15 protein-coding genes are annotated in these 16,348 nt (G+C 65.4%); 13 read left to right on the top strand and 2 right to left on the bottom strand.

Translation table 11 applies throughout. The features are described 5' to 3' along the window. Positions 1 to 29 precede the first annotated feature (29 nt). Complete coding sequence (gene lysS, locus WIT60_RS14115; protein WP_339584524.1) at positions 30 to 1,556, bottom strand: lysine--tRNA ligase; 1,527 nt, start codon at positions 1,554 to 1,556, stop codon at positions 30 to 32. Positions 1,557 to 1,621: 65 nt separating this feature from the next. Here lysS and WIT60_RS14110 point away from each other — a divergent pair, with 65 nt between their 5' ends. The 6 genes from WIT60_RS14110 to WIT60_RS14085 all read left to right on the top strand — a co-directional run bounded on the left by WIT60_RS14110 (position 1,622) and on the right by WIT60_RS14085 (position 7,908). Next, positions 1,622 to 2,998: an MATE family efflux transporter gene (locus tag WIT60_RS14110; RefSeq protein ID WP_339584523.1), complete on the top strand. Its 1,377-nt coding sequence runs from the start codon at positions 1,622 to 1,624 to the stop codon at positions 2,996 to 2,998. A 107-nt stretch (positions 2,999 to 3,105) separates the two neighbouring features. Beyond that, positions 3,106 to 3,765 (top strand): LbetaH domain-containing protein, encoded by a 660-nt coding sequence (locus WIT60_RS14105; RefSeq protein ID WP_339584522.1) that lies wholly within the window; start codon positions 3,106 to 3,108, stop codon positions 3,763 to 3,765. Next, positions 3,762 to 4,937 (top strand): glycosyltransferase, encoded by a 1,176-nt coding sequence (locus WIT60_RS14100; protein ID WP_339584521.1) that lies wholly within the window; start codon positions 3,762 to 3,764, stop codon positions 4,935 to 4,937. Before WIT60_RS14105 ends, WIT60_RS14100 begins: the two co-directional genes overlap by 4 nt. Before the next feature lie 43 nt (positions 4,938 to 4,980). Continuing rightward, entirely contained in the window at positions 4,981 to 6,081 is a 1,101-nt protein-coding gene (locus tag WIT60_RS14095; protein WP_339584520.1) for a glycosyltransferase family 2 protein, read from the top strand. 21 nt (positions 6,082 to 6,102) lie between these two features. Continuing rightward, positions 6,103 to 7,281 carry a DegT/DnrJ/EryC1/StrS family aminotransferase gene (locus WIT60_RS14090; RefSeq protein ID WP_339584519.1) on the top strand — a complete coding sequence of 393 codons (1,179 nt, stop codon included), beginning with the start codon at positions 6,103 to 6,105 and terminating at the stop codon, positions 7,279 to 7,281. Positions 7,282 to 7,311: 30 nt separating this feature from the next. Continuing rightward, positions 7,312 to 7,908 (top strand): sugar transferase, encoded by a 597-nt coding sequence (locus tag WIT60_RS14085; protein ID WP_339584518.1) that lies wholly within the window; start codon positions 7,312 to 7,314, stop codon positions 7,906 to 7,908. Positions 7,909 to 7,929: 21 nt separating this feature from the next. Here WIT60_RS14085 and WIT60_RS14080 read toward each other — a convergent pair whose 3' ends face one another. Further along, the gene (locus tag WIT60_RS14080; RefSeq protein WP_339584517.1) at positions 7,930 to 8,811 is read right to left on the bottom strand and encodes a metal-dependent hydrolase; all 882 of its coding nucleotides are present in this window, start codon (positions 8,809 to 8,811) and stop codon (positions 7,930 to 7,932) included. A gap of 211 nt (positions 8,812 to 9,022) precedes the next feature. Between WIT60_RS14080 and WIT60_RS14075 the strand changes: the two genes are divergently transcribed. From WIT60_RS14075 to WIT60_RS14045, 7 genes are all read left to right on the top strand, one after another. Then, positions 9,023 to 9,967, top strand: coding sequence for an SDR family NAD(P)-dependent oxidoreductase (locus tag WIT60_RS14075; RefSeq protein WP_339584516.1), 945 nt, complete (start codon positions 9,023 to 9,025; stop codon positions 9,965 to 9,967). Between the two features lie 203 nt (positions 9,968 to 10,170). Then, positions 10,171 to 11,217, top strand: a complete 1,047-nt coding sequence (locus WIT60_RS14070; protein WP_339584515.1) for a sulfate ABC transporter substrate-binding protein — start codon at positions 10,171 to 10,173, stop codon at positions 11,215 to 11,217. A gap of 211 nt (positions 11,218 to 11,428) precedes the next feature. Continuing rightward, positions 11,429 to 12,454, top strand: a complete 1,026-nt coding sequence (locus WIT60_RS14065; protein WP_339584514.1) for a sulfate ABC transporter substrate-binding protein — start codon at positions 11,429 to 11,431, stop codon at positions 12,452 to 12,454. Positions 12,455 to 12,484: 30 nt separating this feature from the next. Beyond that, a complete protein-coding gene (gene cysT / locus WIT60_RS14060) occupies positions 12,485 to 13,327 on the top strand; it encodes a sulfate ABC transporter permease subunit CysT (protein ID WP_339584513.1) in 843 nt (280 codons plus the stop codon). Positions 13,328 to 13,341: 14 nt separating this feature from the next. Continuing rightward, positions 13,342 to 14,250 (top strand): sulfate ABC transporter permease subunit CysW, encoded by a 909-nt coding sequence (gene cysW, locus WIT60_RS14055; protein ID WP_339584512.1) that lies wholly within the window; start codon positions 13,342 to 13,344, stop codon positions 14,248 to 14,250. Beyond that, positions 14,247 to 15,305: a sulfate/molybdate ABC transporter ATP-binding protein gene (locus tag WIT60_RS14050; RefSeq protein WP_339584511.1), complete on the top strand. Its 1,059-nt coding sequence runs from the start codon at positions 14,247 to 14,249 to the stop codon at positions 15,303 to 15,305. Before cysW ends, WIT60_RS14050 begins: the two co-directional genes overlap by 4 nt. Next, entirely contained in the window at positions 15,302 to 16,240 is a 939-nt protein-coding gene (locus tag WIT60_RS14045) for a CysB family HTH-type transcriptional regulator (RefSeq protein ID WP_339584510.1), read from the top strand. Before WIT60_RS14050 ends, WIT60_RS14045 begins: the two co-directional genes overlap by 4 nt. Positions 16,241 to 16,348: the final 108 nt, after the last annotated feature.

The following is a 16,348-nucleotide window of genomic DNA, read 5'->3' as shown; positions in this document are numbered from 1 at the left end:
GTCGCAGGCCGCATGGGCGGCCCGGGCGATCAGCTTTCGCGGCGCAGGGCCGGGAACAGGATCACGTCGCGGATGTTGGGTGCGTCGGTCAGCAGCATCATCAGGCGGTCGATGCCGATGCCGCAGCCACCCGTCGGGGGCAGGCCGTATTCCAGGGCGCGGATGTAGTCGGCGTCGAAGTACATGGCCTCTTCGTCGCCGGCATCCTTGGCGCTGGCCTGGGCGGCAAAGCGGGCGGCCTGCTCTTCGGGGTCGTTCAGCTCAGAGAAGCCGTTGCCGTATTCGCGGCCGGTGATGAACAGCTCGAAGCGCTCGGTGATGCTGGGGTTGCTGTCCGAGGCGCGGGCCAGCGGCGAGACTTCGACCGGGTAGTCGATGATGAAGGTCGGCTGCCACAGCTTTTCTTCCACCACTGCTTCGAACATGCCGAATTGCAACTCGGCCAGGTTCCAGCGGGCCGGGGGCTCTTCGCCCAGGCTCTTGAGCTTGTCGTGCAAGAAAGCAGCGTTGTCGGCCTGCTCCGGCGTCAGGCCGGCGACCTGGATCAGCGAGTCACGCACCGTCAGACGGGCGAAGGGCGACTCCAGGTCCACTTCCTTGCCGCCGTAGGTGATCTTGGCGGTACCGACGGCCGCACGGGCCGCATGGCGCAGGATGGACTCGGTGAAGTCCATCAGGTCGTGGTGGTTCCACCAGGCCGCGTAGAACTCCATCATGGTGAACTCGGGGTTGTGTCGCACGGACACCCCTTCGTTGCGGAAGTTGCGGTTGATTTCGAACACGCGCTCGAAACCACCGACCACCAGGCGCTTGAGGTAAAGCTCGGGCGCGATGCGCAGGAACATCTCCTGGTCGAGTGCGTTGTGGTGGGTGATGAAGGGCTTGGCGTTGGCGCCGCCAGGGATGGGGTGCATCATCGGCGTTTCGACTTCCAGGAACTGGTGGTCGACCATGAAGGCGCGGATCGAGGCGATGGCCTTGGAGCGGGCGATGAAGCGGGCGCGCGACTCTTCGTCGACGATCAGGTCCACGTAGCGCTGGCGGTACTTCTGCTCCTGGTCGGTCATGCCGTGGAACTTGTCGGGCAGCGGACGCAGGGCCTTGGTCAGCAGACGGATCTTGGTGACCTTGATCGACAGCTCGCCGGTCTTGGTCTTGAACAGGGTGCCCTCGGCGCCCAGGATGTCGCCCAGGTCCCAGTGCTTGAAGGCCTGCAGGGCGTCGGGGCCGACGGCGTCCAGGGTCACATAGACCTGGATGCGGCCGGTGGCGTCTTGCAGGGTGCCGAAGCAGGCCTTGCCCATGACGCGCTTGAGCATCAGGCGGCCGCCGACGCTGGCGGTGATGCCCTGGGCTTCCAGTTCGGGCGCTTCGGTGCCGTCGTGGGCGGCGTGCAACTGGGCGGCGCGGTCGGCCGGCTTGAAATCGTTGGGGAATGCCACGCCCTGGGCACGGATGGCGGCCAGTTTCTCGCGGCGCTCGGCCACCAGTTTGTTGGTGTCGATCGTGGGTTCCGGAGCCGTTTCGTGCGGGAGATGGGTGTGGGACGTGGTCATGGTGGCGGCAAAAGTGGAGTCGGCCAAACCCTCGATTGTATGAAACCGTGGGCACAATGAGGGCCATGTTTGTGCAAGATTCCGATTCCCACGCTGCGACGACCGGTTGGCGCCGGCTCTGGCAGGCCTTGCCGAAGGCGGCGCTGGGCAATCTGGTGGCGAAATTGCTGATGGTGAGCCTGGGGCTGGCCATCACGGTGATGGTGGCGCGCCAGGGGCCGCGGGTGCAGGGGGCGTTTGCGCTGTTCGTGGCGGTCGAAGCCGGCTTGCTGACCTTGTTTTCGGGGCTGGGGCTGTGGCTGGCCCGGCAGATGTCGCAGCAGGCCGACGCGCGGTCTGCACGCACCCTGCCGATGTTGCGCGGCGTGTTGCGGGCGGCGGTGGGCCTGGGGGCGGTGGCCTCGCTGGGGCTGCTGGCGCTGTCCTGGGGGGCCAAGAGCCTGCCGTATTCGCAGTTGTGGTTGCTGGCGCTGGCGGCGCCGTTCCTGTTGCTGGTCCCCACGGCCACCGGCCTGTGGCTGGGCGAGGGGCGCATGTGGCCGATCAACCTGGCGCAGGTGGCGGCACCGGCCTTGGTGCTGGGCGGCCTGGCGGGCGTGGCCTGGATCGGCGAGGGCACGACGCGCAGCACCTCCATGGTCGTGCTGGTGCTCACGGCCTGGGTGAGTGGCAAGTCCCTGGTCGCGGTGCTCACGGCCATCTACGCCTTGCGCAACGCCAGCCAGCGCGACGATGACCTGGCCGAGCACCTGCGTCTGTCGGATCAGCCACCGCTGGGGGACACGCACCCGGTGTGGTGGCATCAGTGGCCGTTTGTGGCCACCATCGGCATCACCAATGTCATCAGCCTGCTCAATTACCGCGCGTCACTGTTCTTGGTGGAGCACTTCCAGGGCCTGAGCACGGTGGGGACCTATTCGGTGGCGGTGACGGTGGCCGAGTTGCTGTGGCTGCTGTCCTCGTCGGTGACGGTGTCGCTGTACGCCCGCATCGGGCATCCGGATGTGAAGGTGGCGGCGAGCATGACGGTGCACGCCGTGCGCATCAATGTGCTGGCCACGCTGGCGGCGGCTCCCGTGCTGCTGGGTCTGGCCTGGTGGGGGCTGCCGTGGGTGATGGGCGAGGTGTATGCCGCGTCCTTGTGGCCGCTGGCGGCCTTGCTGCCGGGCGTGGCGGCGTATGCGGCGGCGTCCAGCCTGTCGGCGTTCTACACCAATCACCTCGGGCGGCCGCAGCTGTCCGGGGGCATTGCCGGGCTGTCCTTGCTGGTGAGTTTTGGCCTGGGCTGGCTGCTGGTGCCGCGCTGGGGGGCTGTGGGCGCGGCGGTGTCGTCCAGCCTGGGTTACATCGTGGCGATCGCGGTGGCGTATGGCGTGTTCCTGCGCCACGCTGGGCTGCCGGTGCGGGCACTGTGGCAACCGTCCTTGACCCGGCTGCCGTGAGCACGGGGCCCGCGGAGGGCGCCCAGCCCGTCCTTCAGGGGGCAGAGGGCTGGGAGAGGACGTGGATCGGGGACAATAGCGGGTTGACGAGGCCATCCACTTCCCCCATGTCGGTCCTGATCCAGCGACTCAAACACCCTGTCGTGCGCGTGCTCGCGGCCTTCACTGGTCCGCGCATCGTCTATGGCTGGCGCAATGCCGATGGCAGCTGGTGCCCGCACACGCGGGTCAGCACGCACAGCTGTGTCGAAGGGCGAGACAAGCTGGTCTTGCAAGACCATGTCTTCATCGGGCACTTCAACCGCATCGACGGCTCCAATGGGCTGCTGATCGAAGAAGGCGTGCAGGTGACCAACTACGCCTCCATCCTCAGCCATTCCAGCCACCAGGCGGTGCGGGTGATGGGACGTCGCTATGCGACCGACCCCAACCCCCAGGGTTACGTGCGCAAGGCGACCCGCATCGGGGCGTACAGCTTCATCGGGCCGCACAGTGTGATCGCGCCTGGTGCCCAGGTGGGCAAGGGTGTGATCGTGCAGGGCTTCAGCTTTGTGTCGGGCAGCGTGCCGGACTTTGCGATCGTGGCCACGCGCGAGCAAGGCAAGCGCGCCGAGGTGGTGGGCGACACCCGCGAGCTGGACCGGGCGCTGTTGCTGCGCCATCCTGAGTTGCAGGCGCTGTATGCGCAGTGGGCCGGCAAGGACCATTTGCGCCGGGCCTTGAATGGCGGGGCTGAGGCGGGCACCGCGCAGAAGGAACAGGCATGACGACCCAGGTGAGTTCGGTGGGCAAGGTGAATTCGGCGCAGGCCACGGGCCAGGCGGACGAGGGCGTGCGCATCCTGTTCTTCGCCGATGCGTCGAGCGTGCACACGCGTCGCTGGGTGGCCGCCGTGGCCGAGCGTGGCGCGCGCGCGGTGGTCATCACGCGCCAGCCGGCCGAGGTGCCGGGTGCCGAAGAGGTGATCGCCGTGGCGCCGGGCGCCGACAAGCTGAGCTGGTTCACGGCCTTGCCGCAGGTGCGCCGGGTGGCGCGCGAGGTGGCGGCGCGTTTCCAGCCGAACTTGGTGCATGGCCACTATGTGACCTCGTACGGCCTGTGGGCCACGGCATGTGGGTTGAGCCTGCCCAAGGTGCTGACGGCCTGGGGCAGCGACATCCTGGTCACGCCGCGGCAGAGCCGCCTGATGCGCATGGTGGTGGCCTGGTCCATGCACCATGCCGACCTGGTCACGGCCGATTCGATGGACATGATCGACGAGATCGCGCGTTACCACCCGGCTGGTCCCTGTCACCAGATTCTGTGGGGCGCCGACACGGACAAGTTCGTGCCGGCCCAGCCCGCGGACGGCTTCGAGGTGGTGAGCCTGCGCACCTGGGAGCCCAACTACAACATCGACGTCATCATCGAGGCATTCGCCCGTGTCGTGGCCGAGCGACCGGACACGCAGATGACCTTGCACCTGTTGGGCGGGGGCTTGCAGCAGGCCGAGTTGGAGCTGAAGGTCAAACACCTGGGCGTGCAGGATCATGTGCAGTTCCACGGTCGGGTGGGCGATGCGGCCATGGTGGCCGCCATCCAGCGCAGCCGCGTGTCGGTGTCGGTGCCCACCAGCGATGCCACTTCGGTGTCGGTGCTCGAATCCATGGCCTGCGGCCTGCCCATCATCGCCTCTGACCTGCCGGCCAACCGCCAGTGGATCGACGAACAAGGCGGCTGGATCGTGCCGGTGCGCGATGTCGATGCTCTGACCCAGGCCCTGCTGCAAGTGCACGATCAACCTGAGCAGGCGGCGCAGAGGGGCCAGCACAACCATGCGCGCATCGAGCGCGAGGCCTCTCGCCGGGGACAGATGGACGCGATGTGGCGCCTGTACCAGCGCGTGCTGCACCCGCTGACGCCCCGCTTGGCGCGCCGTCGTCCGGCCGAGCGCACCTGATTTGCCTGCCGCTACCTCGCCACCTTTGATGCCCCTGCCGCCCATGCCTGATGCCCGCATCGTCTCCGTCATCGTGCCGTGCCGCAACGAGCGCGACCACATCGAGGCCTTCTGCCGCAGCGTGGCCGCGCAGCAGGTGCCCGAGGGCTGGACGCTGGAAGTGTGGGTGGCCGATGGCCTGAGTGACGACGGCACGCGCGAGCGCCTGAGCGCCTGGTGTGCGCAGGATGCGCGCTTTCACATGATCGACAATCCCGGGCGCATCGTCTCGTGCGGCCTGAACCGCTGCATCGAGGCCAGCCACGGCGAGTTCATCGTGCGCCTGGACGTGCACACGGTGTACGCCCCCGACTACATCGCGCGCTGCCTGGCCGTGTGGCAGGAAACTGGCGCCGACAACGTGGGCGGACCCTGGCGGGCGCAGGGCGAGAGCGGGCCGGCGGCGGTGGTGCAACGGGCGGTGGCCGCGGCGTTCCAGTCTCGCCTGGTGGCCGGTGGGGCGCTGTCGCGTGACCTGGCCTACAACGGTGAAGTGGACACGGTGTACCTCGGGTCCTGGCCCCGCGCCACCTTCGAGCGTTTCGGCGGCTTCGACGAAAACCTGGTGCGCAATCAGGACGATGAGCACAACCTGCGCATCCACAAGGGGGGCGGCCGCATCTGGCAATCGTCGTCCATCCACTCGACCTACTTCCCGCGGGCCAGCAAGATGGACGTGTTCCGCCAGTACCGCCAGTACGGTTACTGGAAGCCGTTTGTGATGCTCAAGCACGGGCAGGCGGCGGCCTTGCGTCACCTGATTCCGGGGCTGTTTGTGGCCGCGCTGATTCTGCTCTTGCTGGTGACCGTGATCGGGGTGCCGGCCTTGATGTGGGTGCCGCTGTCACCGGGGCTGCGCGAGACCTTGACCGTGGTGGTGACCGCGGCCGCTACGCTGGCCTTGTTGCAGGGCTGGCTGTATGGCACGGCGGTGTTCTGGATCAGCTGGCGCATCGCCCGCGAGCAGGGGCGCGATCTGCGCTGGCAACTGCCCGATGTCATCGCCGCCTATCATTTTGGTTACGGTCTGGGGTCGATCCGAGGCTGGTGGGACGCCCTGGTGCGCCGCCGCCCCGATCCGGCTTTCGGTCGCCTGACGCGTTGACCTGTTTTCAGTGAGATTCCCATGAGTTCAGCTTCTGCCTCGCAGCCCTTCCTGCCCTTTGCCTTGCCCGAAATCGGCGAGGAAGAAATCGCGGAAGTGGTGGACACCCTGCGTTCCGGCTGGGTCACCACCGGCCCCAAGGCCCGCTTGTTCGAGCAGGCCTTTGTCGATTACCTGGGCGACGCCAGTCTGCAGGCGATTGCAGTGAACTCGGCCACCGCCGGCCTGCATCTGGCGCTGGAGGCCTTGGGCATCGGCCCTGGTGACGAGGTGATCACCACGACGCACACCTTCACCGCCACCGCCGAGGTGGTGCGCTACCTGGGCGCCGACGTGAGGCTGGTGGACATCGATCCGGCCACGCTCAACATCGACCCCGCTGCCATTGAAGCGGCCATCACCCCGCGGACCAAGGCGCTGATGCCGGTGCACTATGCCGGTCTGTCGGTGGACATGGACGCCATCCACGCCATTGCACAGAAGCACGGCCTGAAAGTGGTGGAAGACGCAGCCCATGCGCTGCCGACCACCTGGAAGGGGCAACGCATTGGCACCCTGCACAGCGATGCCGTGGTGTTCAGCTTCTACGCCAACAAGACCATGACGACGGGTGAGGGCGGCATGCTGGTGACGCGCGATGCGGCGCTGGCGGCGCGCGCCAAGGTCATGCGCCTGCACGGCATCAACCGCGATGCCTTCGACCGCTTCACCGCCAAGGTGCCGAGCTGGTACTACGAGATCGTCGCGCCCGGCTTCAAGTACAACCTGACCGATATCGCGGCGGCCATGGGCCTGCACCAGCTCAAGCGCCTGCCAGGCTTCCAGAGCCGTCGTGAGCAGATCGCCGCGCGCTATGACGAGGCGCTTGCCGACTTGCCGCTGCTTCTGCCCCCGCGCCCGGTGCACGCAGGCGATCTGCACTCGTGGCACCTGTATGTGGTGCGCCTGAGCGACGAGGCCACGATCAACCGCGACCAGCTGATCGACAGCCTGTTTGCCGATGGCATTGGCGTGAGCGTGCACTACATCCCGCTGCACCTGCACCCGTACTGGAAGGAGCGCTACGACCTCAAGCCCGAGCAGTTCCCGCACAGCCAGAAGGCCTACGAGCGCATGGTGACCCTGCCGCTGTACACCCGCATGACGGACGAGGACGTGGAGCGCGTCATCACCGCGGTGCGCAAGGCCTGTGGCCTTTGAAGTGCACGTGACCTTGATCTTGACTGCGCGATGAGCAAGCGGCTGTTTGATGTGCTGATGTCGTCCCTGGGCCTGCTGGCGCTGGGGCCGCTGCTGATCTTGATCGCGCTGGCGGTCAAGCTGGACTCGCCGGGCCCGGTGTTTTTCCGGCAGGAGCGGGTAGGGCGCTTCGGTGTGCCGTTTCGCATCCACAAGTTCCGCACCATGCGCCACGACCCGGCAGGCAGCGGTTTGCAGATCACCGTGGGCGCCGATCGGCGCATCACGCGGGTGGGGCAGTTCTTGCGCGCCAGCAAGCTCGACGAGTTGCCGCAGTTGATCGATGTATGGCAGGGCACCATGAGCCTGGTCGGCCCGCGCCCCGAGGTGCCACGCTATGTGGCGCATTACCCGGCGGCCTTGCGCGACAAGGTGCTGTCGGTGCGCCCGGGCATCACCGACATTGCGTCCATCGAATACCGCGACGAGAGCGCCGTGCTGGCACGTGCCGCAGACCCCGAGCGCGCCTACATCGACGAGGTGCTGCCCCACAAGCTGGCGCTGGCCGCCAGCTATGTGGATCAGGCCTCGGTGTGGCTGGACATCAGGCTGATTCTGCGCACGATTGGCGCGATCGTGCGCGGGTGAGGCGTACGAGTGGGCTGCACCTCAGTGCGCTGCCTGGAACATCGCCTCACCGGCGGCCATCGGGTTGCCGGTTTGCTCATAGGTCTGGCGCCACAGCGGGTAGCTGTGGATGACCTGATGCTGCCAGGGGTGAAAGCCGGGTTTGTAGTAGCTCAGCATGGCGCCCGTGTTGCGCGCAAACAGGCCCTTGTAGCCGTACAGCCACCATGCGCCCTTCACGCACAGCCAAAGGCGTTGGCTGCGTGAGAAGCCATCGCCCATGAGCAGGCGGTTGGTCAGGCGCATGCTGTCGGTCACCACCTTGTAGAGCGCATGGGTCATGGCCACGCAGCGCATCACGTAACCCACTTTGGCCACCTTCTGCATCACGTCGAAGGCCACAGCCTTGTGCTCCATCTCTTCGATGGCGTGCCAGGCCCACAGGGCGCGCACCTGCGGGTCGGCCGGGCCCATGGCGTCGCGCGTGGCAAACAGCATCTGCGCCATCATGGCCGTGAAGTGCTCGAACGCGGCGGTCAGTGCCAGGTTGTACTTGGCCGAGTAGCGCCGGGTGTAGCCATCGAACAGGGCCTTGGCCTCGGTCAGGATGGTGTCCACATCGCAGCCCTGCTGGCGCAGCAGGTCGTTGTAATGTGTGTGGGCGATGCCATGCTGGCCTTCCTGACGGATGAAGTTCTTCACGTCCTCGGCCAGTTTGGGGTCAGTGATCTGGTGGCGGAAGGCGCGCACACTGGTGATGAAGTAGCGCTCACCATCGGGAAACGCGGCCTGCATGCCGTCGAAAACGCGGGTCTGGAAGGGCTTGTTGCCATACCACCAGCGTGGGGTCTGCGCGGTCAGACCGAAGTCGAGCTTCTCGCGGGGCACGATCTCCCCGGGGCCTTGGTTCTTGATGTGGCTCATGTCCAGTCTCCGTTTTGTCTGTGTGGGCAGTCTAGGAAGACGGGCGCCGTCCGTTGGTTTGGGCGCGCGACAGCAGGGCATCGCCGGCGACACGTTATCGATTTCCCTGGTGGATTCCAATGTGCGGAATCCGGGTTTGCGCGGGGCCTGGGCTAAGCGATGATGTGGCCCTTGCGTTTGTTTCCAACCGTCCCCCCAACGAGATCCCCCCATGAGCACTCTGTCTTCTTCCGCTTCGCAGGACGGCCTGCGTTTTGACGGCCGCGTGGCCATCGTGACCGGTGCCGGTGGTGGTCTGGGCCGCAGCCATGCCCTGCAACTGGCTGCGCGTGGCGCCAAGGTGCTGGTCAACGACCTGGGATCTGCCCGTGATGGCAGTGGCGGCAGCAGCGCCGCCGCCGAGGCCGTGGTGGCCGAGATCCGTGCTGCCGGTGGTGTGGCCATGGCCAACGGTTGCTCGGTGACCGACCCGGCCGGCGTGCAAGCCATGGTCGATCAGGTGATGGCCGAGTGGGGCCGCATCGACATCCTGGTCAACAACGCCGGCATCCTGCGTGACAAGAGCTTTTCGAAGATGACGCTCGACGACTTCCGCCTGGTGGTCGATGTGCACCTGATGGGCAGCGTCTATGTGACCAAGGCCGTGTGGGACATCATGAAGGCGCAGAACTACGGCCGCATCATCTTCACGACCTCGTCGTCGGGTCTGTTCGGCAACTTCGGTCAGGCCAATTACGGCGCTGCCAAGATGGCCGTCGTAGGCCTGATGCAGACCTTGTCGCTGGAAGGCGAGAAGTACAACGTGCGCGTCAACTGCCTGGCACCCACCGCCGCCACGCGCATGACCGAAGACCTGATGCCGCCGGCAGTATTGGCCCTGTTGACGCCCGAGAGCGTGTCGCCCGGCGTGGTCTTCCTGGCCAGCGAGGAGGCCCCCACCCGCGCCATCCTGTGTGCCGGCGCTGGTGGCTTTGCGGCCTCGCACATCACGCTGACCGAAGGCACGGTGGTGCTGGAGGGTGCCGACGCGGCCGAGCAGGTGGCCGCCCGCTTTGCGCAGATCGACGATCGCCACGGCGAGCTGGTGCCGGCCAGCGGCTCGGCGCAGTCGCAAAGCCAGTTGGCCAAGGTGATGGCTGCGCGCTCGCTGGGCTGATCGGGCACATACCTGCGCGCGAACCTGCATCCACGTGCGCGCGCACCGGTGCACGCAGCGGGGCAACCCCTCGCTGCTGCGCCCGGCGCATATGCGGGTACACAAAGTTGTTGCCTGCATATGGATGGGCGATTTGCTTCGTTCACGACAGATCGGTGTTTTTCTACAGTGAATCCACTGTCTCACAACACACCGCTGTCACCATGTCGAGCTCTGTCAAACACCCCTCTACGCGTCGTCACCTGCTGAGCGTGGTCAGTTCGCTGGCCCTCACTGCCACGGTGGCCCTCGGGTCCCTGGCGCCTGTGGCCGCCCACGCCAAGGACATCGAGCTGCTCAACGTGTCGTACGACCCGACCCGTGAGCTCTATCAGGAATACAACAAGGCCTTCTCGTCCTACTGGAAGAGCAAGACCGGTGACAACGTCACCATCAAGACCTCGCACGGTGGTTCGGGCAAGCAGGCCCGCTCGGTCATCGACGGCCTGGATGCCGACGTCGTCACGCTGGCGCTGGCATATGACATCGACGCCGTCGCCGAGAAGAACCTGATCGCCAAGGACTGGCAAAAGCGTCTGAAGCTCAACAGCTCGCCCTACACCTCGACCATCGTGTTCCTGGTGCGCAAGGGCAACCCCAAGGGCATCAAGACTTGGGACGACCTGGTCAAGCCCGGCGTGGCCGTCATCACGCCCAACCCCAAGACCTCGGGCGGGGCCCGCTGGAACTACCTGGCCGCCTACGGCTATGAGCTGAAGAAGACCAAATCCGAAGCCAAGGCCAAGGAGTTCCTGGGCAAGCTGTTTGCCAACGTGCCGGTGCTGGATTCCGGTGCCCGTGGTTCGACCACCACCTTCGTCGAGCGTGGCATTGGTGACGTGCTGCTGGCCTGGGAAAACGAAGCCCTGCTGGCCATCAAGGAGCTGGGTCCGGACAAGTTCGACATCATTGCGCCCCCGCTGAGCATCCTGGCCGAGCCTCCGGTGACGGTGGTCGACAAGGTGGTCGACAAGAAGGGCACCCGTGCCGTGGCCCAGGCCTACCTGGAATACCTGTACTCGCCGCAAGGTCAGGACATCGCGGCTCAGAACTACTACCGCCCGACCGATCCGAAGGTGGCTGCCAAGTACGCCGCGCAGTACCCGAAGGTCAATCTGTTCAAGATCGACGAACTGGGCGGCTGGACCAAGGTGCAAAAGGAGCACTTCGGTGACGGTGGCGTCTTCGACCAGATCTACGTGAAGAAGTAAAACTCAGACACACGCATCAACATCCAGTGGGGTGGTGCCGGCGCAGGGATGGAGGTCGCGCCGCTGCATCTTGGGGGCTGCTTCACACAGGGGCAGCCCCTTTTTTCGTGCCTCATTGTCGTTTCGTGCATAAGCAAGTAAGAAATCAGTTGTTTGTCGAATGAGGTCACGTCCCTAACATGCCTTCATTGCATCTAGAAAGGGCCTTGTCATGCTGTTTTCTTTGAAGACCTCCTTGCTTCGTCTGACCGCGGTGGCGGTCATCGCCTCGGGCCTGAGCGCCGGTGCCCAGGCCGACACCAACCTGCTCAACGTCAGCTACGACGTCAGCCGCGAGTTCTACAAGGCCTACAACGTCGCTTTCGCCAAACATTGGAAGCAGACCACGGGCGAGACCGTGAACATCAACCAGTCTCACGGCGGCTCCAGCAAGCAAGCCGGCAGCGTCATCGCCGGTCTGGCGGCCGATGTGATCACCATGAACCAGGCCAGCGACATTGACATCCTCGCCGACCGCGGTGCGCTGGTGCCCGTGGACTGGGCCAAGCGCTTCCCGAACAACAGCGCCCCCACCACGTCCGTCACTGTGATTCTGGTGCGCAAGGGCAACCCCAAGGGCATCAAGGACTGGGCAGACCTGGCCAAGCCGGGCGTGTCGGTCATCATCCCCAACCCCAAGACGGCGGGCAACGGCCGCTACACCTACCTCGCCGCCTGGGGCTCGGTGATCAAGACCGGCGGCAAGCCTGAGCAGGCCCGTGCCCTGGTGAGCAAGATTTTTGCGAACGTGCCGGTGTTCGACGGCGGTGGCCGCGCCGCCACCACAACCTTCGCCCAGCGCAACATGGGCGATGCCCTGGTCACCTTCGAGAGCGAGGTGCCCCTGATCCAGAACGAGTTCAACGGCGACTACCAGGTGGTCTATCCCAAGATCACCATCCTGGCCGAGAACCCGGTCAGCGTGGTGGACAAGGTGGTCGACAAGAAGGGCACACGCAAGCAGGCCGAGGCCTATCTGAAGTACCTGTGGTCCGACGAAGGCCAGCAGATCGCGGCCAAGTTCCACCTGCGTCCGCGCTCGCCCCAGGTGCTGGCCCAGTACAAGTCGGCCTTCCTGCCGGTGTCGACCTTCACGGTGGACGAGGTGTTCGGCAGCTGGCGCAAGGCCCAGGCTGACCACTTCAAGGACGGTGGCATCTACGACCAGATCACCCTCGGCGCTCGCCGCAACAAGTAAGCCGCGCCGTCGTTCTCCAAGCGAGTTGTCATGATTTTGTCCAAAACCCTGCTGCGGCGGCACACCGTGCTCCCCGGCTTCGATCTGGCACTGGGGCTCACGCTCACCTACCTGTGTCTGATCGTGCTCATTCCCTTGAGCGCCACCTTCCTGCGCAGCACCGAGCTCACCTGGGATCAGTTCATGGAGGTGGTCACCTCGCCGCGCGTGGTGGCCTCCTACAAGCTGACCTTTGGGGCCTCCTTGCTGGCTGCGGTGATCAATGGCGTGTTCGGGCTGCTGGTGGCCTGGGTACTGGTGCGTTATGACTTCTTCGGGCGGCGCATCGTCGATGCGCTGGTGGACCTGCCGTTTGCGCTGCCCACGGCCGTGGCCGGCATCACGTTGACGGGCCTGTACTCGGCCAATGGCTGGATCGGGCAGTACCTGGAGCCCCTGGGGCTCAAGGTGTCCTTCACACCCATCGGGGTCTTTGTGGCGATGACCTTCATCGGGCTGCCCTTTGTCGTGCGCACGGTGCAACCGGTGCTCGAAGACATGGCCTCCGAACTGGAAGAAGCGGCCGCGACCTTGGGCGCCAGCCGCTGGCAGAGTTTCACCAAGGTGATCCTGCCTATCGTGATGCCCGCCTTGCTGACCGGGTTTGCGCTGGCCTTTGCCCGCGCCCTGGGTGAGTACGGCTCCATCATCTTCATCGCCGGCAACATGCCGATGGTGTCCGAGATCACGCCGCTGCTGATCATCACCAAGCTCGAGCAATACGACTACGCCGGAGCCACCTCGATCGCCGTGGTGATGCTGGTGATGTCCTTCATCATGCTGCTGGCCATCAATGGCTTGCAGGCCTGGACGCGCAAGCGCCAGGGCAAGTAAGAGAGGTTGTGACCATGAGTGCTGTGTCTGTGGCCCAACCCTTGCCGGTGCAGAGCGTGGCCCCGCCGAATGTGGCCCGTGCCACCACCGAGCCGGTGTGGGTGCGTCGCGTCTTGATCGGCGTGGCGCTGGTGTTTTTGTCCTTGTTCCTGTTTGTGCCGCTGGTGTCGGTCTTCTTCGAGGCTTTCAAGAAAGGCTGGGAGGTCTATGTCGCCGCCATCACCGAGGCCGATGCAGTGTCCGCCATGTGGCTGACCCTGATCGCGGCGGCCATCTCGGTGCCGCTGAACCTGGTGTTCGGCGTGTCGGCCGCCTGGGCCATTGCCAAGTTCGACTTCCGTGGCAAGAGCGTGCTGCTCACCCTGATCGACCTGCCGTTCTCGGTCTCACCTGTGATCGCCGGTTTGATCTATGTGCTGGTGTTCGGCCTGCAAGGCTGGTTTGGCGAATGGCTGATGGCGCACGATTTGAAGGTGATCTTCGCGGTGCCGGGCATCGTGCTGGCCACCATCTTCGTGACCTTCCCCTTTGTGGCGCGTGAGCTGATCCCGCTGATGCAGGCGCAGGGCCAGGAGCAGGAAGAGGCCGCCCGCGTGCTGGGCGCCTCGGGCTGGCAAACCTTCTGGAAGGTGACGCTGCCGAATGTGAAGTGGGGTCTGCTCTACGGCGTGATCCTGTGTAACGCCCGCGCCATGGGTGAGTTCGGGGCCGTGTCGGTGGTGTCGGGCCACATCCGGGGCGAGACCAACACCATGCCCCTGCACATCGAGATCCTTTACAACGAGTACCAGTTCGCCGCGTCGTTCGCCGTCGCGTCCCTGCTGGCCAGCCTGGCGCTGGTCACCCTGGTCCTCAAATACATCGTTGAACGCCGGGTCCATCAGCAGATGGCCCAGGCCCAGCAAGCCGGAGCGGCAGCATGAGCATCGAAGTCAAGAACCTGGCCAAGCGTTTCGGTCAGACCGTGGTGTGCGACAACCTGAACCTGAACATCCCTTCGGGGGAGTTGGTCGCCTTGTTGGGCCCTTCGGGCTCGGGCAAAACCTCCTTGCTGCGCATCATTGCCGGCCTGGAAACCCCTGACAGTGGCACCGTGCTGTTCAACGGCGAAGACACCACCCATGTGGCCGTGCGCGAGCGCAATGTGGGCTTCGTGTTCCAGCATTACGCGCTGTTCGGCCACATGACGATCTTCGAGAACGTGGCCTTCGGCCTGCGGGTGCGCCCCAAGGCCACGCGTCCACCGGAAGCCGAGATCCGAAAGAAGGTCACCGAGCTGCTCAAGCTGGTGCAACTCGACTGGATTGCCGACCGCTATCCGCACCAGTTGTCCGGTGGTCAGCGTCAGCGCATCGCCTTGGCGCGTGCCCTGGCGGTGGAGCCCAAGGTGCTGCTGCTCGACGAGCCCTTCGGCGCCCTGGATGCCAAGGTGCGCAAGGAACTGCGCCGCTGGCTGCGTCGCCTGCACGATGAAATGCACATCACCAGCGTCTTCGTGACCCACGACCAGGAAGAAGCCATGGAAGTGGCCGACCGCATCGTGGTGATGAACCAGGGCCGCATCGAGCAGGTGGGTGCCCCGGATGAGGTCTACGACCACCCCGCCACACCTTTCGTGCTCAAATTCCTGGGCGACGTCAACCTGTTCCACGGGCGTGACCACGCGCAAGGCGCCGTGGCGGGTGATGCCGGGCAGGCTCAGTCGGTGAGTTACGTGCGTCCGCACGAGGTGCAGGTGCTGGCCCAGCCCGCCGAGGGCAGCGTGGCCGCCACCTTGATCGACGTGCTGACCGTGGGTCCGAACACCCGCCTGGCTTTTGAGCGCGGCGATGGCAAGGGCGAAATCGAGGTCGAGCTCTCGCGTGACGAGTATGCGGCGCTGCGAGATGCCGGCGTCCTGGTCGTGGGCCAGATCGCCCACCTCAAGGCACGTCGCGTGCGCCACTTTGAAGCGCCGGCACAGGCGGGGGCAGCATGAACTTTCAGCAATTGCGTTCGGTCAGGGAGGCCGTTCGGCGGGGGTTCAACCTGACCGAGGTGGCCAACGCACTGCACACCTCGCAACCTGGCGTGAGCCGTCAGATCCGCGAGCTCGAAGACGAGTTGGGCGTGGAGTTGTTCCAGCGCGTGGGCAAGCGCCTCACGGGCATGACCCCACCTGGTCAGCAGCTGCTACCGGTGGTGGAGCGTCTGTTGCGCGAGGCAGAGAACCTGCGCCAGGCCGCGCGCGATTGCGCCTCGCACGATGTCGGGCCACTGTCACTGGCGGCCACCCACTCGCAGGCGCGTTATGCACTGCCAGGCGCTGTGAAGGACTTTCGGCAGCTGTACCCGCAGGTCACGCTCAGCCTGCACCAGGGGTCGCCACGTCAGGTGGCCCAGATGCTCATCAATGGTGAAGCCGACATCGGCATCGCCACCGAAGCCCTGGACCAATATGACCAGCTGGTGACCTTGCCTTGCTACAGCTGGACCCACAGCGTGGTGGTGCCGCCCGATCACCCCTTGCTCGATGGCGAGCCCTTGACCCTCGCACGCCTCGCCCGTTTCCCGATGATCACCTACGACGAGGGCTTCACTGGTCGCTCGCACATCGACGAGGCCTTTGCCAAAGAAGGGCTCAAGCCCAGCATCGTGCTGTCGGCCATGGATGCGGACGTGATCAAGACCTATGTAGAGCTGGGCATGGGCGTGGGAGTGGTGGCGTCGATCGCCTTCGATCCGGATCGCGACCGCAACCTGCGTGCCATCGACGCCGGCCACGTGTTCGCCATCAACATGACCCGGCTGGCCTTCCGCCGCGGCGCTTTTTTGCGCGGGTATGTCTATGGCTTCATCGAGACCTTTGCACCTCCGTTGACCCGTGAGGTGGTGGAGCAGGCGGTGAGGCAGGCCAACGACCACGCAGCATGAGTCCTGTGTGCTCGGGTGAGTGGCCGGGCTTGAGCCTGCGTGACAGCTGGCCCCAGGCACGCTGAAGTAGCGGGGTGGACGGCACGCATCGATACAATTGGAGCGGTG

This window comes from Aquabacterium sp. G14 (assembly GCF_037482285.1).
Taxonomy (GTDB): domain Bacteria; phylum Pseudomonadota; class Gammaproteobacteria; order Burkholderiales; family Burkholderiaceae_C; genus Aquabacterium.
Note: the sequence above shows the minus strand (reverse complement) of the source record. Positions and strands in the feature narration are given on the sequence as shown.